The organism is Pseudomonas sp. MS646 (assembly GCF_036693845.1).
GTDB lineage: Bacteria > Pseudomonadota > Gammaproteobacteria > Pseudomonadales > Pseudomonadaceae > Aquipseudomonas > Aquipseudomonas chlororaphis_E.
Map to the genome: position 1 here is coordinate 6,148,933 of NZ_CP144763.1, position 23,353 is coordinate 6,172,285.

At 61.5% G+C, this 23,353-nt stretch carries 23 protein-coding genes; 13 read left to right on the plus strand and 10 right to left on the minus strand.

Features of this window, described 5'->3' with window-relative positions; all coding sequences use genetic code 11:
• Position 1 precedes the first annotated feature (1 nt).
• Positions 2–1,417 (minus strand): acetyl-CoA carboxylase biotin carboxylase subunit, encoded by a 1,416-nt coding sequence (locus V3H56_RS27315; protein ID WP_042730028.1) that lies wholly within the window; start codon positions 1,415–1,417, stop codon positions 2–4.
• Positions 1,418–1,604: 187 nt separating this feature from the next.
• On the opposite strand from V3H56_RS27315, the gene V3H56_RS27320 reads away from it, so the two are divergent.
• Positions 1,605–2,567: a LysR family transcriptional regulator gene (locus V3H56_RS27320; protein ID WP_047735410.1), complete on the plus strand. Its 963-nt coding sequence runs from the start codon at positions 1,605–1,607 to the stop codon at positions 2,565–2,567.
• On the opposite strand, the gene V3H56_RS27325 is transcribed toward V3H56_RS27320, so the two are convergent.
• Positions 2,509–2,718 (minus strand): hypothetical protein, encoded by a 210-nt coding sequence (locus V3H56_RS27325; protein WP_018613928.1) that lies wholly within the window; start codon positions 2,716–2,718, stop codon positions 2,509–2,511. The genes V3H56_RS27320 and V3H56_RS27325 overlap by 59 nt on opposite strands.
• Before the next feature lie 154 nt (positions 2,719–2,872).
• Positions 2,873–3,739, minus strand: a complete 867-nt coding sequence (gene hexR, locus V3H56_RS27330; RefSeq protein ID WP_003187110.1) for a transcriptional regulator HexR — start codon at positions 3,737–3,739, stop codon at positions 2,873–2,875.
• 391 nt (positions 3,740–4,130) lie between these two features.
• On the opposite strand from hexR, the gene V3H56_RS27335 reads away from it, so the two are divergent.
• On the plus strand, positions 4,131–4,445 hold the full coding sequence (locus V3H56_RS27335) for a hypothetical protein (RefSeq protein ID WP_042732062.1): 315 nt from the start codon (positions 4,131–4,133) through the stop codon (positions 4,443–4,445).
• 63 nt (positions 4,446–4,508) lie between these two features.
• Here the strand turns inward: V3H56_RS27335 and V3H56_RS27340 are convergent, their stop codons facing one another.
• Positions 4,509–7,373, minus strand: a complete 2,865-nt coding sequence (locus tag V3H56_RS27340; RefSeq protein ID WP_042732061.1) for an EAL domain-containing protein — start codon at positions 7,371–7,373, stop codon at positions 4,509–4,511.
• 261 nt (positions 7,374–7,634) lie between these two features.
• On the opposite strand from V3H56_RS27340, the gene uvrD reads away from it, so the two are divergent.
• From uvrD to V3H56_RS27355, 3 genes are all read left to right on the plus strand, one after another.
• Positions 7,635–9,815: a DNA helicase II gene (gene uvrD, locus V3H56_RS27345; protein WP_042732060.1), complete on the plus strand. Its 2,181-nt coding sequence runs from the start codon at positions 7,635–7,637 to the stop codon at positions 9,813–9,815.
• Positions 9,816–10,059: 244 nt separating this feature from the next.
• Positions 10,060–10,932, plus strand: coding sequence for a Tim44 domain-containing protein (locus V3H56_RS27350; protein WP_047735401.1), 873 nt, complete (start codon positions 10,060–10,062; stop codon positions 10,930–10,932).
• Positions 10,933–11,072: 140 nt separating this feature from the next.
• Positions 11,073–11,480, plus strand: coding sequence for an SMI1/KNR4 family protein (locus V3H56_RS27355; RefSeq protein ID WP_042731763.1), 408 nt, complete (start codon positions 11,073–11,075; stop codon positions 11,478–11,480).
• A 20-nt stretch (positions 11,481–11,500) separates the two neighbouring features.
• On the opposite strand, the gene V3H56_RS27360 is transcribed toward V3H56_RS27355, so the two are convergent.
• Complete coding sequence (locus V3H56_RS27360) at positions 11,501–13,264, minus strand: cation:proton antiporter (RefSeq protein WP_047735400.1); 1,764 nt, start codon at positions 13,262–13,264, stop codon at positions 11,501–11,503.
• Between the two features lie 274 nt (positions 13,265–13,538).
• Here V3H56_RS27360 and V3H56_RS27365 point away from each other — a divergent pair, with 274 nt between their 5' ends.
• Complete coding sequence (locus V3H56_RS27365; protein ID WP_042731761.1) at positions 13,539–14,024, plus strand: acyl-CoA thioesterase; 486 nt, start codon at positions 13,539–13,541, stop codon at positions 14,022–14,024.
• Between the two features lie 68 nt (positions 14,025–14,092).
• On the opposite strand, the gene pdxY is transcribed toward V3H56_RS27365, so the two are convergent.
• Positions 14,093–14,965 (minus strand): pyridoxal kinase PdxY, encoded by an 873-nt coding sequence (pdxY, locus tag V3H56_RS27370; protein ID WP_047735399.1) that lies wholly within the window; start codon positions 14,963–14,965, stop codon positions 14,093–14,095.
• A 119-nt stretch (positions 14,966–15,084) separates the two neighbouring features.
• On the opposite strand from pdxY, the gene V3H56_RS27375 reads away from it, so the two are divergent.
• Positions 15,085–15,507 carry a DUF3301 domain-containing protein gene (locus V3H56_RS27375; RefSeq protein ID WP_042731759.1) on the plus strand — a complete coding sequence of 141 codons (423 nt, stop codon included), beginning with the start codon at positions 15,085–15,087 and terminating at the stop codon, positions 15,505–15,507.
• A 12-nt stretch (positions 15,508–15,519) separates the two neighbouring features.
• On the opposite strand, the gene V3H56_RS27380 is transcribed toward V3H56_RS27375, so the two are convergent.
• On the minus strand, positions 15,520–16,485 hold the full coding sequence (locus V3H56_RS27380; protein ID WP_047735397.1) for a CobW-like GTP-binding protein: 966 nt from the start codon (positions 16,483–16,485) through the stop codon (positions 15,520–15,522).
• Positions 16,486–16,512: 27 nt separating this feature from the next.
• Here V3H56_RS27380 and V3H56_RS27385 point away from each other — a divergent pair, with 27 nt between their 5' ends.
• Positions 16,513–16,866 carry a hypothetical protein gene (locus tag V3H56_RS27385; protein ID WP_042731757.1) on the plus strand — a complete coding sequence of 118 codons (354 nt, stop codon included), beginning with the start codon at positions 16,513–16,515 and terminating at the stop codon, positions 16,864–16,866.
• Here the strand turns inward: V3H56_RS27385 and V3H56_RS27390 are convergent.
• Together V3H56_RS27390 and zigA are read right to left on the minus strand one after the other, a co-directional pair.
• Entirely contained in the window at positions 16,863–17,510 is a 648-nt protein-coding gene (locus V3H56_RS27390) for a DUF1826 domain-containing protein (protein ID WP_047735394.1), read from the minus strand. The genes V3H56_RS27385 and V3H56_RS27390 overlap by 4 nt on opposite strands.
• Positions 17,510–18,718 (minus strand): zinc metallochaperone GTPase ZigA, encoded by a 1,209-nt coding sequence (zigA, locus tag V3H56_RS27395; RefSeq protein ID WP_047735393.1) that lies wholly within the window; start codon positions 18,716–18,718, stop codon positions 17,510–17,512. The genes V3H56_RS27390 and zigA overlap by 1 nt, the downstream gene beginning before the upstream one ends.
• A 143-nt stretch (positions 18,719–18,861) precedes the next feature.
• Here zigA and V3H56_RS27400 point away from each other — a divergent pair, with 143 nt between their 5' ends.
• From V3H56_RS27400 to V3H56_RS27420, 5 genes are all read left to right on the plus strand, one after another.
• Positions 18,862–19,257 (plus strand): glutamine synthetase, encoded by a 396-nt coding sequence (locus tag V3H56_RS27400; RefSeq protein ID WP_080964261.1) that lies wholly within the window; start codon positions 18,862–18,864, stop codon positions 19,255–19,257.
• A gap of 107 nt (positions 19,258–19,364) precedes the next feature.
• A complete protein-coding gene (gene folE2 / locus V3H56_RS27405) occupies positions 19,365–20,261 on the plus strand; it encodes a GTP cyclohydrolase FolE2 (protein ID WP_047735391.1) in 897 nt (298 codons plus the stop codon).
• Complete coding sequence (locus V3H56_RS27410) at positions 20,258–20,926, plus strand: ATP-binding cassette domain-containing protein (RefSeq protein ID WP_042729924.1); 669 nt, start codon at positions 20,258–20,260, stop codon at positions 20,924–20,926. The genes folE2 and V3H56_RS27410 overlap by 4 nt, the downstream gene beginning before the upstream one ends.
• Positions 20,926–21,792, plus strand: coding sequence for a metal ABC transporter permease (locus V3H56_RS27415; protein WP_047735389.1), 867 nt, complete (start codon positions 20,926–20,928; stop codon positions 21,790–21,792). The genes V3H56_RS27410 and V3H56_RS27415 overlap by 1 nt, the downstream gene beginning before the upstream one ends.
• 11 nt (positions 21,793–21,803) lie before the next feature.
• A complete protein-coding gene (locus V3H56_RS27420) occupies positions 21,804–22,679 on the plus strand; it encodes a metal ABC transporter substrate-binding protein (RefSeq protein WP_047735384.1) in 876 nt (291 codons plus the stop codon).
• A gap of 65 nt (positions 22,680–22,744) precedes the next feature.
• On the opposite strand, the gene V3H56_RS27425 is transcribed toward V3H56_RS27420, so the two are convergent.
• Positions 22,745–23,266 (minus strand): DUF3617 domain-containing protein, encoded by a 522-nt coding sequence (locus V3H56_RS27425; RefSeq protein WP_047735382.1) that lies wholly within the window; start codon positions 23,264–23,266, stop codon positions 22,745–22,747.
• Between the last annotated feature and the right edge of the window lie 87 nt (positions 23,267–23,353).

Below are 23,353 nucleotides of genomic sequence, written 5' to 3' on the forward strand. Positions count from 1 at the left end.
CTTACAGGCCTGCGTGGGCGGCAATGGCGGCGGCGATGGCCAGGGCCAGCTCTTCGGGTTTGCGCTTGATCGAGTAGTTGGTCAGTTCAGGATGGCTTTCGACGAAGCTGGTATTGAACTGGCCGCTGCGGAATTCCGGATTGCGCAGGATCTCCTGGTAGTACGCCGCGGTGGTCTTGACCCCCTGCAGACGCATGTCATCCAGGGCCCGCAGGCCTCGGTCCATCGCTTCTTCCCAGGTCAATGCCCAGACCACCAGTTTCAGGCACATCGAATCGTAGAACGGCGGAATGGTGTAGCCGGTGTAGATCGCCGTGTCGGTGCGCACGCCGGGGCCGCCGGGGGCGTAGTAACGAGTGATCTTGCCGAAGCTGGGCAGGAAGTTGTTCTTCGGGTCCTCGGCATTGATGCGAAACTGCAACGCAAAGCCGCGGTGCTGGATGTCTTCCTGCTTGACCGACAGCGGCAACCCGGACGCGATGCGGATCTGCTCGCGCACGATGTCGATGCCGGTGATCTCTTCGGTGATGGTGTGTTCGACCTGCACCCGGGTGTTCATCTCCATGAAGTACACCTCGCCCTCGGCGAGCAGGAACTCCACGGTGCCAGCATTCTCGTAGCCTACGGCCTTGGCGGCGCGTACCGACAGGTCGCCGATGTAGGCGCGCTGCTCGGGGGTCAGTTGCGGGCTCGGGGCGATTTCGATCAGCTTCTGGTTGCGGCGCTGGATCGAGCAGTCACGCTCGAACAGGTGCACCACGTTGCCGAAGCTGTCACCGAGGATCTGCGCCTCGATGTGCTTGGGGTTGACGATGCACTTTTCCAGGAACACTTCCGCCGATCCGAACGCCTTGGTGGCTTCGGAGATCACCCGCGGGAACGCCTGTTCGAGTTCTTCGCGGCTGTTGCAACGACGGATACCGCGCCCGCCGCCACCGGACGTGGCCTTGAGCATCACCGGGTAACCGATGCGGTCTCCTTCGCTGAGCGCTTCCTCGATGCCCGACACGTTGCCTTCGGTGCCGGGCGTGACCGGCACACCGGCCTTGATCATGCTGCGGCGCGCTTCGGTCTTGTCGCCCATGCGGCGAATGACTTCCGCCGCCGGGCCGATGAATTTGATTCCGCGTTCGGCGCAGATGTCTGCCAGTTCGGCGTTTTCCGAGAGAAAACCGTAGCCGGGGTGCAGCGCATCGCAGCCGGTTTCCACCGCCAGGTTCACCAACTTGCGCGGGTTGAGGTAACCGGCCAGCGGATCGGCGCCGATGCTGTGGGCCTCGTCCGCACGCTTGACGTGCAACGCATGGCGGTCTGCGTCGGAGTAGACCGCGACCGAGCGAATGCCCATCTCGGCGCAAGCGCGCACGATTCGGACGGCAATCTCACCACGGTTGGCGATCAGGATCTTTGTTATCAATTGGAGGTTCCCTTGAGCCGGTGATACCACGGCCTGGGTCCCAGGCCGACGCGTGACCAGATGTAACAATTGGTCGCAGCTCCACACTAGTCCCGGGCGTTGATTAACAAAAATGAATATTTATTGGGTCACGCATAAGCAAAGACTTATAGTTGCACTATCCGCCTTGCCCCCGAGTATTTAGAAAATGCGTAAGTCATTGATGCGTATGACATTGCGTCAGTTGCAGATTTTCAATGAGGTGTGCGACCTGAGGTCCTACAGCCGGGCTGCCGACGAAATGTCTCTCACACAACCGGCCGTCAGCCTACAGATTCGATCCCTGGAAGAGCTGATCGGCCAGCCGCTGTTCGAGTACGTCGGCAAAAAACTCTACATGACCGAAGCCGCCGAAGCCTTGCAACGCGCCAGCCGGGACATCTTCGGGCGCCTGGAAAACCTCGACATGCAGCTGTCGGACATGCAGGGTTCGCTGCAAGGCCAGTTGAAGCTGGCGGTGGAGTCCAGCGCCAAATACTTCGTCCCGCACCTGTTCGCCGCGTTCAAGCGCCAGCACCCGGAGGTCAACCTGAGCCTCACGGTGGTCAATCGCGGACAGGTCATCCGGCGGCTTTCAGACAACCGCGACGACGTGGTGATCATGTCCATGGTGCCCCAGGACATGGGCCTGGAGTTCCTGCCGTTCCTCAACAACCCGATTGTCGCCGTCGCGCCCCCGGACCATCCGCTGTGCCACATGGGCCCCCTGCGCCTGCAGGACCTGGAGCCCTACACACTGCTGCTGCGCGAGCCGGGCTCAGGCACACGGCTGGCTTGCGAGGAATACTTCAAGGAAAAGCGGGTGCATTTCACCCAGACGCTGGAGGTCGCTTCGGCCGAGGCTCAGCGCGAATGCGTGGTGGCCGGGCTGGGCGTGGCGCTGTTGACGCGCCACGCCGTGAGCCGGGAACTGTCGTCCGGCGCACTCGTCGAGCTGCCGGTGGAGGAACTGCCGCTGTACCGCAGTTGGTGCCTGGTGCAGGCCCGGGCTAAACGCCTGTCACCCGTGGCGCACGCCTTCCTGGCGTTCGTGCGCGGCGAACGCGCTCAGATCAGCGCCCTGGTTGAGCGTTTCGACGGGAAGCCGCCGGCGTTGCCTGCCAGTAATTGAATTCTGCGGCGTCAGGGAATTCGCTGATTTCAGCCAGGAGCTGGCGCTGTTCGTAGCGGTCTTCGATCGCACGACGAAACGCCATGCGGCGCTGGTCTTCTTGCTGACGACGGGTTTTGACGGCGCTGCGTTCTTCGTAGGACTGGGTCATATCGAGACTCCCAAGACGTATACGGGAGCTTTACGATGCAGGCACGGGATGACCGTTTGGCGGCGCGTGGATGACAGAACAATGAATTCGGAGCGACCACCGCCCTGTGGTGAGCACGCCTGCGCCTGGCCACAGAAGCTTCGGCCCTCAGAACTCAGTCATCCAGCGCCTTCACCGACTTGGGCGACAAACGCAGGCTGCGCAAACTGCGCTTCACGCTCTTGAGATGGTTGACCAGGCTCGGCCCGCGGGCCATGGCAACGCCCATCGCCAACACGTCGATCACCACCAGGTGGGCGATGCGCGAGGTCAACGGGGTGTAGATTTCGGTGTCTTCGTGCACGTCGATTGCCAGGTTCACCGTGGAGAGTTCCGCCAGGGGCGTCTGGCTCGGGCACAAGGTGATCAGCGAAGCGCCGCTCTCGCGCACCAGGTTGGCGGTGATCAGCAAGTCCTTGGAGCGTCCCGACTGCGAGATGCAGATAGCAACGTCGGTGGGTTTCAAGGTCACGGCCGACATCGCCTGCATGTGCGGATCGGAATAGGCCGCCGCCGTCAGCAGCAGCCGGAAAAACTTGTGCTGGGCATCGGCGGCCACCGCGCCTGACGCGCCGAAGCCATAAAACTCCACGCGCTGGGCCTGGGACATCGCCGTGACGGCTTTCTGCAAGGCCACAGGGTCGAGCTTCTCGCGCACCTCCATCAAGGTGTGGAGGGTGGTGTCGAAGATTTTCAGGCTGTAGTCGGCGACCGAATCGTCTTCGTGGATCGCAAACTGGCCGAAGCTGGCACCGGCCGCGAGGCTTTGCGCCAGCTTCAGTTTCAGGTCCTGGAACCCCGAGCAGCCGATGGCCCGGCAGAAGCGCACGATGGTCGGTTCGCTGATGCCTACGCTGTGGGCAAGGTCTGCCATGGAGCTGTGCATGACGGCCGCAGGGTCGAGCAGCACGTGATCGGCGACCTTCAGCTCCGATTTGCGCAGCAGGTGGCGTGACTGGGCGATGTGTTGCAACAGGTTCAAAGGGCTGGACTCTTGTTATTGGCAGGTGCCGGGATGTAGCAAGCTTGTAGTTATACTACAAGAATCGGCTTTTTGCCTGCCCTAAACGTAACTGAATCACCGCGCTGCGCCTTTGTTTTAGCCGAAGATCCCTGATGTAGCCACCTGCGCGTGGCGCCGTGCGATCGCCTGGCGGCGGTTCCGCCCGCCCCTGCGCTGCCGACCGTCGCTCACGCGGTTAACGGTCAACTGTCTAGTTGCAAGTTACTGTATTGGCCTGGAAGTTTACTGCGTCGATTAAACCCCGAATAAATCAACTTACAAATGAAACAGCCTGGGTGATTTCTCATTCTTGGTCGGATGGTTATATTGAGTCCGCAGGAAGCCAATACATTCTCAAAGGAGTGACACCATGAACATTAAAACCAAAGACTGGACCGCACACATCAACCGCATGCCCGGCGACGCTTTCTTCCGTACCAACGGCACCGTTACCGTGCCCCACGCCGGCGTTACACCGAAGCTGGAGCGCAGCCTGGTACAAGACAAATCCTTCGACCTGCGCCTGGAGTTGAAACTTGAAACTTCTGACGGCATGCATTTGCAAGTCATTACTGACAAACCTGTCGAATATAAAGTCAGTGGCAATTCCAATGTAACCGGCGTCAGTATTTTCTACGAAGGCGAATTATTGCACCATATCGATAACGTTCTGATTACCGATTAAAAAACAGCGCTTCCTGACTTCCCACCAACTTAATAAAGGGTTGGTGGGAAGTTCCCCGTACAATCAGTGCTGAGCCCTCAACAAGTCCCCAAGCCCTTGCGCCTCGATCGGCTGGCTGATCAGGTAGCCCTGCACCTCATCGCACTGCTCGTTCCTGAGAAACGCCAACTGGTCTTCCCGCTCCACGCCCTCGGCCACTACCTTCAACGACAAGCCATGTGCCATGGCGATGATTGCCCGGGTGATCGCCGCATCCTCACTGCCCTCCCCCAACCCGCGAATGAAGGCCTGATCGATCTTCACGTAGTCCACGGGAATCCGCTTGAGGTAGCTCAAGGACGAATAGCCCGTGCCAAAGTCGTCGATCGCCAGCGTCACGCCCAGGTCGCGCAGTTGCTGGAACGTAGCGATGATATGTTCGACGCTGTCGAGCAATTGGCTCTCGGTCAGTTCCAGTTCCAGATACCGAGGCTCCAGCCCGGTTTCCTCCAGCACCTGCCGTACCAGGCTGACCAACTTGCCCTGGCGCAACTGATGCACCGACAGGTTGACCGATACCCTGATCGGCGCGAGCCCCTGGCGCTGCCATTCACACGCCTGCCAGCACGCCTGGCGCAACACGAACTCGCCAATCGGCCCGATCAGCCCGGTTTCCTCGGCCAGCCCGATGAAGTCGCCCGGCGGGACCCGCCCCATGGCTGGATGGTCCCAGCGCACCAACGCCTCCGCGGCATTCAGGCGGCCGGTGGCCAGGCACAATTTGGGTTGATAGAAGACCTTCAGTTGCTGCTCTTCAAGGGCCTTGCGCAGCTGGTTCTCCAACTGCAGGCGCTCCAGGGTGCTGGCCTGGAGGCTGTCGGTGTAGAACTGGAAGTTGTTGCCGCCCAAGTGCTTGGCATGTTGCATGGCCATGTTCGCCTGGCTGACCAGTGCGGAGACTTCCCGCGCATTGTCGGGCAGCAGGCTGATGCCAATGGACGCGCTGACCACCAGCTCATGGCCTTCGATGGTCAGCGGCAAGCGCAACTTGGCCGACAGCCGCGTGGCGACCCGCGCCAGGCTGGAGAGATTGCCATAGGCATCGAACAGTACGCCGAACTCATCGCCGGACAAGCGGGCAATGGTGTCGGCCTCGGGCAGCGCATTGATCAGGCGACGGGCCATTTTCTGCAGCAACTGGTCGGCGATGTCGTGACCCAGGCTGTCGTTGAGCAATTTGAAGCGGTCCAGATCGATGTGCAGCAGCGCCAGGCTGCGCCGTCCACCCTGGCGTACCCGCTGATGCGCTTCCTGCAAGCGTTCGCGAAACAGTGAACGGTTCGCCAGCCCGGTCAATTCGTCGTAGTGAGTCAGGTAGCGCATCCGCTCTTCGGATTCGCGCCGCGCTGAAAGATCGGCAAAGAAGCCGACGATATGGCTGACATTGCCCCGGGCATCACGCACCACGTTCAGGTGCAGCCACTGCGGATACAGCTCGCCGTTGGCCCGCGCTTCCACCAGTTCGCCCTGCCAGGTGCCATGTTGCTTGAGCGACTGGCGGATGACCGGGTAGTGCCGGCGTGCGTCGCGACTGCATGGCAGATCCACCACATTGCGGCCGAGTATGTCGTCGATGCTGAAGCCGGTCACCCGGGTGAAGGCCTGGTTCGCGGCCAGCAGCACGAAGCCCGGATCGAAAATCACGATGCCTTCGCTGGCGGCCTCGAACACCGTGGCCGCCAGTTGCCGCTGTTGCTCCTGCTCCTTGGTAGCGCTGATGTTTCGCCGCGTGCCGACCATGCGCAACACCCGACCGCCAGCGCTGCGCTCCACGGCCCGGCCACGGTCTTCGATCCAGACCCAGTGACCGTCGCCGTGACGCACGCGGTACTCGATCTGGTAATCCTCGCTGCGGCCCTTGAGGTGCTCGACGAGGGCCCGCTTGAGGGCCGGCAGGTCCTGGGGATGCAAGCGCGGGGTGAGATGGCTGAGCATTGCCGTGACGTACTCGGGCTCCAGGCCGAACAATTCCTTGAGCTGGGTGTGGTGGACTTCGTCGGTTTGCAGATTCCAGTCCCACAACCCCAGCTCACTGGCCTTGAGCGCGAGGGCCAGGCGCGCCTCGCTCTTGCTCAGGGCCTGGCTGGCCAGCTCCAGCTCGTGGCTGCGTTGCGCGACCCGTGCCTCCAGGCCAACCTGGGCGGCCCGCAATTTGTCTTCCGCCGTGCGACGTTGCTCGACCTCGCGGGCCAGTGCCTCGTTGAGCTGCCCGCCGCGGGCTTGCGCCTGTTGCAAGTGTTCGATCAGTGCCTGGTTCTGGAACCGCCGCAGCAGGCCGTTCTGGATCAGCCGATTGACCTGCCAGGCCACGACACTCAGCGAGACCAGCACCACCAGTCCAAGCCAACCCCAGCCGTGCTGCTGCTCATCACCGCCCCAGAAGAGATAGCCGATGGCCGGCAACAGGCACGGCAGGGTAAATGACAGGAAGGCTGGAAGGCTCACGGCATAGGCGACACTGGCCGAGAGCGTGGCGGCGCCGATCAGGCCGAATACCCAGGCCTGTTGCTGGAAGCTGTCGGCCGGCACCAACGCGATGCCAGCACCGGCCAGGGTCAGGCCGGTCATCGCCGAGCCCAGCAGGAACATGCGCAACCAGATCGGGTGTGCCTGGCGGCTGGGTATCGCCGAGTCGAACGCGGCGACCTGGATCACCCGCAACGCGACCAGCGACAGCAACCAGACCAGCCAGACGCTGACCAGGAAATAGCGCCGGGGCTCCCACAGCAGCGCGGCGCAGACCAGGCCATTGATCAACATGAACAGCGTAGGCAGCAGCGAGCCCTGGTACAGCAACCGTGTACGCTCTACCGCCATCTCCGTGGCGTACTGCTTGCGAATGACCCGCGGCTCCACACAAGGGCCCGCCAGATCGGAATTAAGGGTCATAGGCACTGTTCTTGTTCTTATTCAGAGGGCACGGAGAACCCGAAAACGAGCACCGAGCATACACAAGCCCGAGGCCATCCCACACTGCTCCAGCTCATAAAAATACGGAAAATACTCGCCTGTTCCTCACCCCGCGGCCTCTGCAAGCGAGCACTGACAACGGCTGCAGCCCATGACCAACCGGTCATCCTCAAACGATCTTTCATCGGCTCAGGCGAAGCGGAGTTTGCCCGGGGTGGCGCCGCACCCTAGAATGCCCCGATGCGCGATGATCTCTCCCTTCTGCTGAATTCCCTCAACGATGCCCAACGCCAGGCCGTAGCCGCCTCCGTGGGTCGTCAGTTGGTCCTGGCCGGTGCTGGCTCCGGTAAAACCCGAGTGCTGGTGCACCGTATCGCCTGGTTGATCCAGGTCGAGAACGCCTCGCCTCATTCGATCCTGTCGGTGACCTTTACCAACAAGGCCGCGGCCGAGATGCGGCATCGCATCGAGCAGTTGATGGGCATCAACCCCGCCGGCATGTGGGTCGGTACCTTCCACGGCCTGGCGCACCGCTTGCTGCGGGCCCATTGGCAGGAAGCCGGCCTGAGCCAGACCTTCCAGATCCTGGACAGTGACGACCAGCAACGCCTGGTCAAACGCGTGATCCGCGAACTGGGCCTGGACGAGCAGCGCTGGCCGGCCCGCCAGGCCCAGTGGTTCATCAACGGCCAGAAGGACGAAGGCCTGCGCCCGCAACACATCCAGGCCAGCGGCGACCTGTTCCTGGCGACCATGCGCAGCATCTACGAAGCCTACGAGGCGGCCTGCCAGCGCGCCGGGGTCATCGACTTCTCCGAGCTGCTGCTGCGGGCGCTGGACCTGTGGCGTGATCATCCCGGCCTGCTGGAGCACTACCAGAAGCGTTTCCGCCATGTGCTGGTGGACGAGTTCCAGGACACCAACGCCGTGCAATACGCGTGGTTGCGCCTGCTCGCCAAGGGTGGCGACAGCCTGATGGTGGTGGGCGACGACGACCAGTCCATCTACGGCTGGCGCGGTGCCAAGATCGAGAACATCCACCAGTACTCGGCGGACTTCCCGGACGCCGAAGTCATCCGCCTGGAACAGAACTACCGCTCCACCGCCGGTATCCTCAAGGCCGCCAACGCCCTGATCGCCAATAACACCGGGCGCCTGGGCAAGGAACTGTGGACCGACGGCGGCGAAGGCGAGGCCATCAACCTCTATGCCGCCTTCAACGAACACGATGAAGCCCGCTATGTGGTGGAAACCATCGAGAGCGCGTTGAAAACCGGGCTGGCGCGCAGCGACATCGCCATCCTGTACCGCTCCAACGCCCAGTCGCGGGTGCTGGAAGAGGCCTTGCTACGCGAACGGATCCCGTACCGGATCTATGGCGGCCAGCGCTTCTTCGAACGCGCCGAAATCAAGAACGCCATGGCCTACCTGCGCCTGATCGAAGGCCGCGGCAACGACGCGGCCCTGGAGCGGGTGATCAACGTGCCGACGCGAGGCATTGGCGAAAAGACCGTCGAAGCGATTCGCGATCACGCACGCCACAGCCATGTGTCCATGTGGGAGGCCATGCGCCAGTTGGTGGCCAACAAGGGCGTCACCGGGCGCGCGGCCGGCGCACTGAAGGCGTTCATGGACCTGATCGAAGACCTTGCCGCCAAGTGCGTGGAGATGCCGCTGCACCTGATGACCCAGACCGTCATCGAACAGTCCGGCCTGATCGCCTACCACGAAGCGGAAAAAGGCGAGAAAGGCCAGGCTCGGGTGGAAAACCTTGAGGAACTGGTCAGCGCGGCACGCAACTTCGAGAACACCGAGGAAGACGCGGAGCTATCGCCCCTGGCGGCGTTCCTCGGGCATGCCTCCCTGGAAGCCGGCGACACCCAGGCCGACGAGCACGAAGACAGCATACAGTTGATGACCCTGCACAGCGCCAAGGGCCTGGAATTCCCCTACGTGTTCCTGGTGGGCATGGAGGAAGGCTTGTTTCCCCACAAGATGAGCCTGGAAGAACCCGGACGCCTGGAAGAGGAACGGCGTCTTGCCTACGTCGGCATCACCCGGGCCATGCAGAACTTGGTCATGACCTATGCCGAGACCCGACGCTTGTATGGCAGCGAGACCTACAACAAGGTGTCGCGCTTCGTACGTGAAGTGCCCAAGGGCCTGATCCAGGAAGTGCGCCTGTCCAACAGCGTCAGCCGGCCGTTCGGCGGCCAGTCGCAAGGCACCAGCAGCCTGTTCGGTGGCAGCGATATCCCGGAAACCGGCTTCAGCCTCGGCCAGGCCGTACGGCATTCGGTGTTCGGCGATGGAGTGATCCTCAACTTCGAAGGCGCCGGCGCCCAGGCCCGGGTGCAGGTGAACTTCAGCGAAGGCAGCAAATGGCTGATGCTGGGGTATGCCAAGCTCGAAGCGATCTGAACCGGCCACAAAGCGGGTCTGTCCCTGTAGGAGCGAGCAGGCTCGCTCCTACAGCAAGGTTGCCTTCAGTTCTCCGACAGAACTTATGCATCTTTCCTACAGCCAAAAGCGAACAAGCCCTCTTGCGCGATTGAAGCTGAACCTCACCTGTCGCGCAAAAGCCCGAAACACTCTGCCGCTAGCCAGCACCACTTCACCTGTGCAACATGGCGCGTGTGCTATTCACAAATGGGAATGCCTTTATATGAAACGTTTTCTTAGCATCGCCATGGCGCTGTGCATTGGCCTGACGATGGCCATCGATGCCAACGCCGCCAAGCGCTTTGGCGGTGGTAAAAGCTCGGGGGCCGCTCCGACTCACCAAACCAGCCAGATGGCGCCTTCTTCGGCAGCCGGTTCCACGGCGGCCACCGCCGGTGCGGCCGGTGCCGCTGGCGCTGCCACCAAGGCCAGCGGCGCTTCGCGCTGGCTCGGCCCATTGGCCGGCATCGCCGCCGGTGGCCTGCTCGCCTCCATGTTCATGGGCGACGGCTTCCAGGGTATGCAGATCTTCGACATCCTGATCATGGCGGTCATCGCCTTCCTGGTGTTCCGCTTCATCGCCGCCCGCCGTCGCAAGCAGCAGGAGCAGTTCGCTCCGGCCGGCGCGCCGATGCAGCGTGAAGTGTTCAACCAGCAACCCGCTGGCGGTTCGATCTTCGGTGGTTCGGCAGCGCCCGTGGCGGCCCGTCCGGTCATCAACGCACCCGCCTGGTTCAACGAACAGCGTTTCGTCGAAGCTGCCCGCAGCCACTTCCAGGCCCTGCAGGAGCATTGGGACGCGAACGAAATGGACAAGATCGCCGAATTCGTGACCCCACAGCTGCTGGAGTTCCTCAAGCGCGAGCGTGCCGAGTTGGGTGACGGCTTCCAGTCCACTCACATCGACAATCTGCACGTGCAGTTGGACGGCGTCGATGATCGTGCCGACAAGACCATCGCCACCCTGACCTTCAGCGGCGTGTCGAAAAACTCCCGCTTCGACCAGGGCGAAGCGTTCAGCGAAAGCTGGAACATGGAACGTGCCCAGGGCGATGACCAGCCTTGGCTGGTAGCCGGTATCCGCCAGAACAGTTGAACCTTGGCGCGTTTTGCATGTTGAAATAAAAGAACCCCGGCCCCGGCCGGGGTTTTCTATTTCGCGGTTGCATCTATAGCGAGCTACTGTATAAACCGCTCCATACAAAACCGCGCCATCGAGAAAGAGGATCCCCGGACGTGGAAGAAATCATCGAACAATTGCGTGAAGCCAACGAACCCGTGCCGGTTCCGCTGGAGTTGCCCGACGAAGACCTGCTGGTAGAGATCGAAGAGCAGCTGTTCATCGATATCCCGTTCGTCTTCAGGGAGTTTTTGCTGACCGTCAGCGATGTCGTCTACGGCAGCCTGGAGCCGGTCACCGTTACCGACCCACAGTCACACACCTACCTGCCGGAAGTGGCTGCCAACGCCTGGGACGCCGGCGTCGACCGCAGCCTGATTCCGATCTGCCAGGATGGCGACGATTACTACTGCGTCGAAGAAGACGGCACCGTGGTGCTGTGGCAAGCCGAAGAAGAACTGATCGCCGAGGAAACCTGGGAATCGGTCTGGCACTGGGCCCGGGACGTCTGGCTGGAAAGCTGATCGACGCTCGCCGCGGCCAATCAATGCCCGGACGACTCCTTGTGATTGTCCAGGGTTTCGAGCAAGGCCACCTGCATCCGTGTGTGCAGGCGCACGAACCAGCGCCAGAGCAACGCGGCCACCGCGATGGCCACCACGGCGATCAGAACCAGTAGCTTGTTGGTCGGCAAAATGCTGGCCGACAAGGCTGCCAATAGCAGGAAAATCATCAGCAACGAAAGAATCGGGATCACTTCGGCGATCACCCGACGCACGCGCTGGGTGTGACGGCCGGCCATCTCCGGCTTCACGCCCAGCTCTGCCAACAGCATCGACAGCGCCTTGAGCTTGCGGTACGCGGCAATCAGGAACGGCAGCGACAACAGCAACGCCCCTCCCCAGATCAACGCTTTTTGCCAGCTTGGGTCACTGATCCAGGCTTGCAGGTAAGCCGACATGCCTTCGGCAAAATAACCACCCGAGACAAAGATCGCGATCACCAGCGCCAGATTGACGCCCACCTGGAGCAGAATCCGTCGGATCATCGAAGCCACCATCGCCCCCTCGCCTTGGGGCTGGATGCTGCGCAACCACTCACCGTACATCCCCAGTACCCGCGTCAGACGTTTCGGCATGACGGTCGCCAACCTTACGGACAGCGGGTCGGCGGCTCGGATCAGGTAAGGCGTCATCAGCGTGGTCAGGACCGAAACGGCGACCGCGACCGGATAGAGGAAATCGCTGGTGACCTGCAGGGTCATCCCCAACGAAGCGATGATGAAAGAAAATTCGCCGATCTGTGAAAGCCCCATCCCAACTCGCAACGAGGTACGCCCGTCGTTCCCGGCGATAAAGGCGCCGAGCCCGCAGGACAGCATCTTGCCCAGCACCACTGCGGCGGTGATCACGGCAATCGGCCAGGCGTACTGCAGCAATATGGCCGGATCGAGCATCAAGCCAATGGCCACAAAGAAAATCGCACTGAAGAGATCGCGCACCGGCTCTACCAGCCGCTCGATTTTCAGCAACTGCCGCGACTCGGCCATGATCGCGCCAATCAGGAAGGCCCCGAGCACCATGCTGTATTCCAGCTTCACCACCAGCAGGCAGAAGCCGAAACACAGGCCCAGCACGGTAATCAACAGCATCTCGTTGCTGTCGAACTTTGCCACATAGGCCAGCAGCCTCGGCACCAGCAGGATGCCGATCACCAGCGCGACAATCATGAACAACGACAACTTGCCGACCGTGGAAAACACCTCGCCAGAGCTCACCGTGCCGCTGACGGCAATACTCGAGAGCAAGGCAATGATGCCGATGCCCAGGATGTCCTCGACGATCAGGACGCCGAAGATCAGCTGGGCGAAACGTTCATTCTTCATCTTCAGGTCGTTGAGGGCCTTGACGATGATGGTCGTCGAGGAAATGGCCAGGATCGCGCCCAGGAACAGCGAGTCCATGGTGCTCCAGTCAAACCAGCGCCCTATTTCGTAGCCGATCCAGATCATCAGTACAATTTCGAGGAATGCCGCGATGAACGCGGTAGCCCCAACCTTGAACAGCTTGCGCAGGCTGAACTCCAGGCCCAGGCAAAACATGAGGAAGATCACCCCCAGCTCGGCCAGGGTCTTGATCGTGTCTTCGTCGTGGATGAAGCCGAATGGCGGCGTGTGCGGGCCGATGATGAAACCGGCGACGATGTAGCCCAGCACTACCGGTTGCTTGAAACGGTGGAAGAGTACAGTCACCACCCCCGCTACCATCATGATGATCGCCAGATCCTGGATAAAACTGATGGCATGCATGGCGCGGCTCCCTGTTCCCGATGACCCAACGCAGGGCTGGATAAGTCCGTTTCAGTTGTAGGAAATGCCCTCACATGGGCTTTTTGAAGGGTAACACCGCGACTTCCGACAAAAAGACGGTGCAATATAAGGAAACAGATCCATCGGCGCGTGACGGCAAACACAGGCCCAGCGTCCCGATATCGGTGGTATGCAAAGTGTGTCGCCTGCAGCCTCCCCATGAGCGCCCGTAGAGGTGCCTTCCTACATCGCTGCCTTGAACCGTGAGTACGTTATGGAACCCGGAAACGCCCAACTGTCGATGACGGTGTTGATGACCCCCGATATGGCCAACTTCTCTGGCAATGTCCATGGCGGTACCCTGCTCAAATACCTCGACGAAGTCGCCTACGCCTGTGCCAGCCGCTACGCCGGGCGCTACGTGGTGACGTTGTCGGTTGACCAGGTGATTTTCCGTGAGCCGATTCATGTCGGCGAGCTGGTGACCTTCCTCGCGTCGGTGAACTACACCGGTAACACGTCGATGGAAGTCGGCATCAAGGTCGTGACCGAGAACATTCGTGAACGCTCGGTGCGCCATACCAACAGCTGCTTCTTCACCATGGTCGCGGTGGACGATCAGCGCAAACCCGCTGCCGTCCCGCCACTGCAACCGCAGAACAGCGAGGAGAAGCGCCGCTTCGAACAGGCCAAGCAACGTCGCCAGATCCGCCAGGAACTGGAAAAACGTTATCAGGAGATCAAGGCCGACGGGCCGTAACGGCGCCGCAGAGAAGATGGGAGCGGGCTTGTCCGCTCCCACAAAGCACGCAGCAGCCTGGGGGGTGATCAGAGGCTGATCGGCACCGCCTCGAAGCGCACACGCGGATGGGCGATGCGGTCCTGGGCGCGAACCAGCTCCAGCTCGTAACTGGCGCATGCCTGGGTTTCCAGCAGCACCTCATGAACAGCGGCGGCGGTGAATTCGAAGGCCGCCACCAGGCTGTCCCCCAACAGTATTCGCGCCAGGAACAGCCCCGACGTCAGGTCACCCACGCCCACCGGCTGACGCGGGAAAGCCAGTAGCGGCCGGCGCAGGTGCCAACTGCCATCGGCGGTCACCAGCAGCATTTCAAAACTGTCTTCAGGCTTGCCAGGGTAGGCCAGGTGCTTGACCAGCACCGCCTTAGGCCCACGGATCAGCAACGCCCGGGCCATGGCCAGACAATCGAGTAATGACTGTGCCTTGCGTCCCGAGAAACTGTCCAGCTCCAGTTGGTTCGGGCACATGAGGTCCGCCACGGCAGCGGCTTCTTCCAGCAGAAACGTGCTCACCTCGGGCGCCACGATGCAGCCCTTTTCAGGATGCCCCATGACCGGATCGCACAGGTACAACGCCTTCGGATTGGCCACCTTGATCCGCGCGACACCGGTCAGAATCGCCCGCCCCTGGGCGGCGCTGCCCAGGTAGCCAGACAGCACCGCGTCGCATTGACCCAACTCACCGATGGCCGCGATGCCCTCCACCAGGGCCGGGATCTGCTGCGGCGCCAGCACCTCTCCGGCCCATTGGCCGTACTGGGTGTGATTGGAAAACTGCACGGTGTTGAGCGGCCAGACATTGACCCCGACCCGCTGCATCGGAAACACGGCGGCGCTGTTGCCGGCATGACCGAATACCACATGAGACTGGATGGCAAGCAGATGAGGTGTACGTTTCATGCGGGAGGTTTCCGTAAAACGATTGAAATTCAAGCCGCGCAGTATGCGACTAAACGCAGCCTGTACGACAGACCGGCGACACAGTTAAGCTGACGGCAACTTGTTGGAGCACTTCGTTCATGCTGACCCTTGGAAACATCTTCGTGCTGATGCTGCTGGCCACCGGCGGCGCCTGGCTGTGGCACAACCATGGTTTGCGTGAACGGGCGCTGGCAAGGGTCATGCAGCATTGCGCCCAGCTCAAGATCGAATTGCTCGACGGCAACGTGGCACTGAAGAAGATCGGGTTCGTGAAGGACGCCAACGGCCGACGACGCTTGGCGCGTATTTATAACTTCGAATTCACTGTCACGGGCGAAACCCGCCACTCGGGCACCATTACCCAGTTCGGCGCCCACAGTGCCCACATCGAACTGGCGCCCTACCCGATGCCATTCGAAGAAACCCCACCCGCACCGATCGAACCGGTCCAGACCCGGCCCAGGGCCGAAGTCATTGAACTGAGCCAGTGGCGACAGGAACACAACAAGTGGAAGCCCTGAACCAGTGCAGGTTCAGAGGCACCGGCATGTCGCCAGACCGGCCTGCAACATAGCCACGTCTTGCGGCCTGTCAAAGATCAGCTCGACGCGTGAATCCTGTCGCCATTCGCTGGGGTGCCAGTCCGGTGTCGCCCCTTCCACCGCGTTGGCCGACCACCAACCGTCGGCGCCGTGGATCACCATCTTCGCCCGCTTCCAGGCGCAGCCTTGCAGCCATTGGATCACCGCCGCCGTATCGAACCGTTGGCTGGGGTGCCAGCGCCATCCGATGCTCCAGGCAGTCTCTTGCTGTTGGAACAGGCAAATCGGCAGGGAGGGGTCGCTCCAGACTGCCGACAGCGCGCCCACGCCCTGGGGCAGTTTCAGATGAGCCACGGCCTCGCGCCCTCGAGCGGCCAGCCCCGGCAATCGATCAAGGGGCAACGCCGCGTGTTGGGTCCAGTGCAGCGCGCGCCCAGGCAATTGCCCGGCCACACGTTCGCGATCAGCTTGTGTGAGGGTCTCGGACTTGTTCAGTACCAGTAATCCCGCATCCGCCAGAGTTTCCAGCTGGGCGTCGGGCACTGGCCTGCCGTCCGCCAGCGCCCGCGCATCGAGCACCAGCACGCAGGGTTGCACCGCCAGCACGCCGAGCCATGGCGCCTCGTTCAATTGCTGCATCAACTGCATGGGATGGCCCAGGCCCGAGGGCTCGATGAATAGCCGGTCGGGCCGCGCCTTGCGCAGCAGTCGACCCAGGCCGATCTGGAACGGCACGCCATTGACGCAACACAGGCAACCCCCGGCCACCTCGCCCAGTGCGATACCATCGGCAGCTCGGGTCAGCAGCGCGGCGTCCAGGCCGATCTGGCCGAACTCGTTGATCAGCACCGCCCAGCGCTCGTTGGCCGGACGCTGGGCCAGCAAGTGCTGGATCAGGCTGGTCTTGCCGGCGCCCAAGGGGCCGGCGATGACATGGGTGGGAATGTGCTGCAACATAATCGACGGCTTTCGATGGAGGTGAAGATGCGGATGATGGGCGGGTTGTTGCTGGCGCTGGCGTCAAGCCAGGTGCTGGCCCAGGCTTGCGTGGTCCACAGCCAGGCGGAACGGCTGGATGTGAAAGTCTGCCAGCAGAACCGCAACATCCCAGCGAAGCTGTTCGCCGACGGTTTCTGCCAACCCAACCTTGCCGGCCAGAAAGTCGACGTGCAGTACGTTGATCAATGCCCTGGCGGCGCGTTCGGCATTTGCAGCAACGCCCAAGTCGCCAATATGCCTTATCGCCAGGATATTCACTATTACGGCGTGGCCACCGATGCCGCGTACCTCAAGCCATTTTGCCAGGGGCAGAACCAGGGCACCTGGCTCGCCCCTTAAGCCAGCCAATCCAGCGTGAGGATCAGCCGGCGCTGCCCCGGGGCAAGCGCCGGCGAGCGATGAATCAGGCCCCGGCCTTCGTTGCCGTGCCATTTCTCGCCCTTCAGCAAGCCCACGTCACCGCTGCGAAACTGCTGGATGAGGCGTGGATCGCCAGGCTCCGCCGCGGGCTCGGCAAGCCGTCGCCGATCCATTGCGCCTTCCTCAAGCCACTGGCTGCCAACGCCCGCATACGTGGTCAACAATCGCACCGGCACGTGATCCACGTGAAAGCGCGGGCACATGGCCTTGTCCAATGTCCGCAGGCGCAGGCCGACACGCCGCGCGCCCAGCAAGCACGCAAACGCACTGACCAGCCAGGCGACGTCAGCGATGAACCCATCGTGGCCTTGCAGATCCACGAAGCCTGCGGCCAGGTTGGCCAGGTTCGGCGCGGTCTCGTCGTCCGGTATTTCAAGCACCCGTGATTCGGCGAGAGGTTGGTCCATCGACAGCACCATCGCCGCAAAATCGCTGATGTGCGCGGGAAGCTGGCGCTGCCACACCGCCAGGTTGGTGTCGTCGGCCAAGACCTGGGCCAGTGTCTGCGGGGTATCACCCTGCACCTGGCGCGTCACGACGCTGTGCAGCAGTGGCGCCGCCATCACGCTGCAACCTCGTCATGCCAGGTGCCGAACGGGTCCGGCAACCGACGCCACGCCTCGACACCGAGGGCCATTTCCGCATCGGTCAGCAGACAGGCGTCCAGTTCGGCGGTGAGTCGGGCAAAATCGAGGCCCTGGCCGATGAAGACCAGTTCCTGGCGACAGTCGCCCGTGGCGGCGAGCCAATGGTTCATGATCGCCGCGGTGCTCTCCGGGTCCTGTGGCCACTGGTCCTTGGGGACGAAGCGCCACCAGCGTCCGGCAAAGCCATGCCGCATCAAACCGCCCGCCTGGGACCAACTGCCCGCCTCCTCAGGTTTGCTGGCCAACCAGAAGAAGCCCTTCGAACGCAGGAGTTTACCCTGGGTCCATGGCCGGTCGATGAAGTCGAAAAAGCGCTGGGGATGAAACGGCCGGCGCGCCCGGTAGGCTGTCGAGGCAATGCCGTACGCCTCGGTTTCCGGCACATGTTCGCCACGCATTTCGCGGAGCCAGCCGGGGGCCTGGGCGGCGCGCTCAAAGTCGAACAGGCCGGTGTCGAGGATTCGCCCCAAAGGCACCTGCCCCATCGTCATGGGAATGACCTGCGCCTGGGCATTGAGGCGTTGCAGGATCGCCATCAGTTCTTCCCGCTCGTCACGACTGATCAGGTCGATCTTGCTGATCAGAATCACATCGGCAAACTCGACCTGCTCAATCAGCAGGTCGGTGATGGAGCGTTCGTCCTCCTCCCCCAATGTTTCTCCTCGGGATGCGAGGCTCTCGGCGGCTTGATAATCCAGCAGGAAATTCACCCCATCCACCACCGTTACCAGGGTGTCGAGCCGGGCAACATCGGCCAGGCTCCGACCTTGGTCATCACGGAAGGTGAAGGTTTCAGCCACCGGCAACGGTTCGGAGATACCGGTGGATTCGATCAGCAGATAATCGAAACGCCCTTCCCTGGCGAGGCGGCCAACCTCCTCCAACAAATCCTCGCGAAGGGTGCAGCAGATGCAGCCATTGCTCATTTCCACGAGTTTTTCCTCAGCGCGGTTAAGTGTCACATCGCGCTGGACTTCGCTGCCATCGATGTTGATCTCGCTCATATCGTTGACGATCACAGCGACTCGCAGATTATCTCGATTGCGCAGGACATGGTTGAGCAAGGTACTTTTTCCGGCGCCGAGAAATCCGGAGAGCACAGTGACGGGAAGGCGATTGGGCATGGGGTCTATCCTCATCGGGCAACCCACCTGGGTCACGACGGACGCGCGCAACGGCCCGTCCTCGACCCAGGCGAGTCTTAGGTATATTTATGTTATAGTATAACAACAACCTCTTGCCAACCCCCGTCTTCCGAGAACGCGCCATGGTTAAACTTCTGCGATTCGTCGTAGCGAGCACATTGCTGCTATGGACTCTGGGCGCAGCCTCGGCACAAAGTCCGCTGCTGGCGACCTGTACACGCAGCGCAAATTTGCTGGCGTGCGTAGATGGGCAAGGCAATGCCTACAGCGTCATGACAGCTGGAAAGACGGTCTACTTGCGCGGATTTGAAATGGCCAGCCGGCGCTACTGGGCGCAAACCAATGATCGGTATGGTCAGCTCACCTTCTTCACAGGCGTAGCCTCCAACGGCGAAAGTTGGGTGGGTTACAGCCGGCGTGTGGGATGGACAACGATCAACCGTTTCGCCAGCTCAGGCGGCAGCGCTGGCGCATTTATCTGCGGTCGCCTCAACGGTTGCCAGAACTCAATGCCTTGATGTTTCACGTGGAACGCAGGCACATGAAACTCCGTTCATGAACAAAGAGTGTTCGAATTTTATGTAATACTATAACATCAACTTTGAACACATCACGGACTTCGACCATGAATGCGTTAACACTGCCAGACGTGGCTGCGCAGGTTTCACGCGAAACCCTTCCCCTCGATTGGGTGGGAATGTGCGGCATCGCGACCCCGGTTTTGATCGACGGACAACGCCTGGGCGCAACCGCCGATGCAGGTGTCAGCCTGGATGACGGCACCGCTCGGGGCATTCACATGTCTCGCTTGTACGTGGCGCTGGAAAAGCTCGAAGACGCACCATTGGCTCCATCACTGATGCGCGAAATCCTCCAGCAATTCCTCGACAGCCATGAGGGCCTGTCGCGCGCAGCCTCTTTGAGCATTCACACCGATGTGTTGCTCAAGCGACCGGCATTGGTCAGTCCGCTGGCCGGTTGGAAAAGCTACCCAGTAAGCATCGAAGCGCACTTGGAAAATGCAATGTTCCACGTGGAACTGCGCATTCAAATTCCGTATTCCTCCACCTGTCCCTGCTCGGCCGCGCTCGCCCGGCAGTTGATCCAACAACAATTCGTCGACGATTTCGCAAACAAGCGACTCGAGCACGCGGAAGTTCTCGCCTGGCTGGGCTCGTCTAATGGCATCGTCGCGACCCCTCACAGCCAACGCAGCACAGCCACCCTGACCCTATGCTTGAACACCGATTGCAACGACATGCCGCTGCTGGCCGTGATCGACAACGCTGAGGCCGCCCTCGGTACGGCGGTGCAAACAGCGGTCAAGCGTGCCGACGAGCAAGCGTTCGCCCTCGCCAACGGGCAGAACCTGATGTTCTGCGAAGACGCCGCCCGGCGATTGAACGCGGCGTTGAGTCCATTACCCAGCATCGTTGCCGGCCAGGTGCAAGTCGTTCATGCCGAAAGCCTCCACGCCCACAATGCCGTCGCCCACAGCCGTTGGCCTCGGGAGGCACCATGATCCGTTGCCAGGATCTGTGCTGGGGTGCTCCCGGACAACCCCTCACTCCGCCGCTGAACATGGAGCGACCGGCTGGCAGCCTGACCGCAATCATCGGTGCCAATGGTTCGGGCAAAAGCAGCCTGTTGAAAGTCCTGGCCGGGCTGCAAAAGCCGCTGTCCGGAAAAGTTGTGCTGGAGGTTCCACGTCGTGGCGGCGTTTCGTTCCTGCCCCAGCAGCAACACCTTGATCGTCAGTTTCCCATCAACGTGCAGGAACTGGTGGCTGCCGGCGCATGGGGAAACAAACACACCCCACTCATTCGTAAGCAGTTGCTGCAAAGCGCACTGGATGATTGGGCACTGACCGGCCTCGAACGCCGACCGTTGATGGCGCTGTCCGGAGGTGAGTTGCAACGCGCCTTGCTCGCCCGCCTGAGCCTGGCCGAAGCGCCGCTGCTGTTGCTTGATGAACCTCATGCTGCCCTTGATGAACAAGGTCAGGCCCTGCTGTGGAAACACATCCACGGCTGGCATGCCGAAGGTCGAACCGTGGTGGTGGTGTGTCATGATCTGGCTGCGGTACGCCAACATATTCCCCAAACGCTGCTGATTAAAAACACGGGTTGCACGCTGGGCCGAAGCGTCGAGCTGATTGCTCAACAACCCTGCGCGTGGGTGGCTTGATGCTCGCGGCCACTCATTTCTGGCAACCGTTCCAGGAGTTCCTCTTCATGCGGCGGGCCTTGCTGGGCGGCCTGGTGCTGGCGTGCAGCACCGCGCCGCTGGGCGTGTTCCTGATCCTGCGTCGCATGAGCCTGATCGGCGACGCCGTGGCCCATGGCATCCTGCCGGGGGCGGCGTTGGGCTTCTGGTTCGCCGGCCTCAGCCTGCCTGCCTTGACAATCGGCGGCCTCGGCGCGGGCTTGAGCATGGCCGGCCTCGCCGCTTGGATCACCCGGCGCACCGGCCTGCGGGAAGACGCCAGTCTTGCGGCGATTTATCCCATCTCACTGGCGGCCGGTGTGTTGATTCTCGGCATCGCCGGCAAGCGTCTGGATCTGCTCCACCTGCTATTCGGCTCGGCATTGGCGGTGGACGGTCCGACGCTTACCGGCATGCTCTGGGTCTCGGGGCTCAGCCTCCTGGCGCTGGCATCGATCTATCGCCCCCTGCTGCTCGATACCCTGGATCCTCTGTTCCTGCAAACCGTCAGTCGTCTTGGCCCGCTGGCCCATGGCGTGTTCCTGACCCTGGTGGTGTTGAACCTGGTGATCGGCTTCCAAGCCATTGGCGCATTGATGGTGGTCGGGCTGATGATGCTGCCGGCCGCCGCATCGCGATTCTGGAGCCGCCGCCTGCCGGTGCTGATGGCTGTGGCCGCGCTCCTGGGCTGTCTATCGGTTTGGCTGGGCCTGTTGTTGTCCTTCCATTTTTCACTGCCCAGCGGGCCATCCATCGTATTGGTGGCCGGCGTGCTGTACCTGCTGTCCGTGGTATTCGGTCCGGTGCACGGCCTTTTCCGCCGCCCACCCTTGCTCACATCCCAATGAGGTGTTTCCCGATGCGCGCTCTACTCGTGCTGTTCAGCCTGATGCTGTCCATGTCTTTATCCGCTGCCGAGAAACTCCAGGTGGTGACCAGCTTCAGCATCCTCGCCGACATGACCCAACAGATCGGCGGCGAACACGTGCACATCACCAACATGGTCGGGCCGGACGCCGATGCGCACACCTACGAACCCACGCCAGACGACGCCAAGGCGCTGCTGCGGGCGAAACTGATCATCAAGAATGGCTTGGGCTTCGAGCCGTGGCTGGATCGCCTGGTCACCAGCACCGAAACCACGGCGCCGGTGATCAGCGCCAGCCGTGGCGTGATCCCGCGCTCGCTGGATGAGGACGGTGAAACCGTTCCCGACCCGCACGCCTGGCATAACCTGGCGAATGCCGAGCTGTACGTGAGCAACATCACCAAGGCACTGAAAGCCGCTGACCCGGCCAACCGTACGGATTACCAACGCAACAGTCAGGCTTACTTGAAAAAGATCTACGCCCTGTTGGCCGAGGCCAAGGCCAAGCTCGGCGCATTACCGCCGGGCAATCGCAAGATCGTGACGTCCCACGACGCCTTTGGTTACCTGGGCCAGGCCTACGGCATCGAGTTCATGGCACCTCAGGGCTTGTCCACCGAACGTGAACCCTCGGCGGCCGAAGTCGCGGCGCTGATTACCCAGATCCGTCAAGCGAACGTCAAAGCGGTGTTCATGGAAAACATCAAGGATGCGCGCCTGCTCAAGCAAATCGCCGACGAAAGCGGCGCCCACATCGGCGGCACGCTGTACTCCGATGCACTCGCCGCCAGTGGCCCGGCCAGCACATTCACCGGTCTGTTCGAGTACAACCTCAACACCTTGTACGAGGCGTTGAGCAAACCCTGATCACATTGCGTCAGGTTTGTGGGAGCTCTCGGCTCCCACAAGGCCATTCATCTTTGGCCCGGCTTTCAAGCCCGCGGCTTGACCGTCCCGCAGTCCTGGCCTAACCACACCGCACGGGTATCGAGGCTGCCATTCTGCTGGATACCGGTGGCGTTGAAAGTGCCGCTCACCTTGGTCGTGAATTCCCGATCACTCTGGAACGTCGCAATACCATTGCCCTGCGCTTTCGGGCAACTGAAGCGGAATTTCCACTGATTGCCGGTCCGCTCGGTGATCTGCTGCTTGCAGCCCGACTGCGGGTCTTGCAGGGGAATATCATTGGTTTGCACCTGTGCCGGGGTCAGGCAGACGCGAATGCCTTTGCCGCCCATGGTAATGCCCTGCTTTTCCAGCATCGCCCGCTGCTCCGGGGTCATCTGATTTTGCACCTGGCCCAGGATCAACTGCAGGTCCGGCAGATTCTGGTTATCGACTTTCATATTGCTGGAGGTCAATTCCCATAATCCCGGCTGAAGCATTTGTGCCTGGGCCGCCACAGATACCGACAACCCCATCGCCATGGCCACACCCAGCAGACGAACATTCATTGCGAAAACTCCAGAGGACAAGTGGCCGTTAGACGCCGCCCACAGGTTTCGGTTCAGGCCCACATGGCTGAATTAAATAGCGACAAT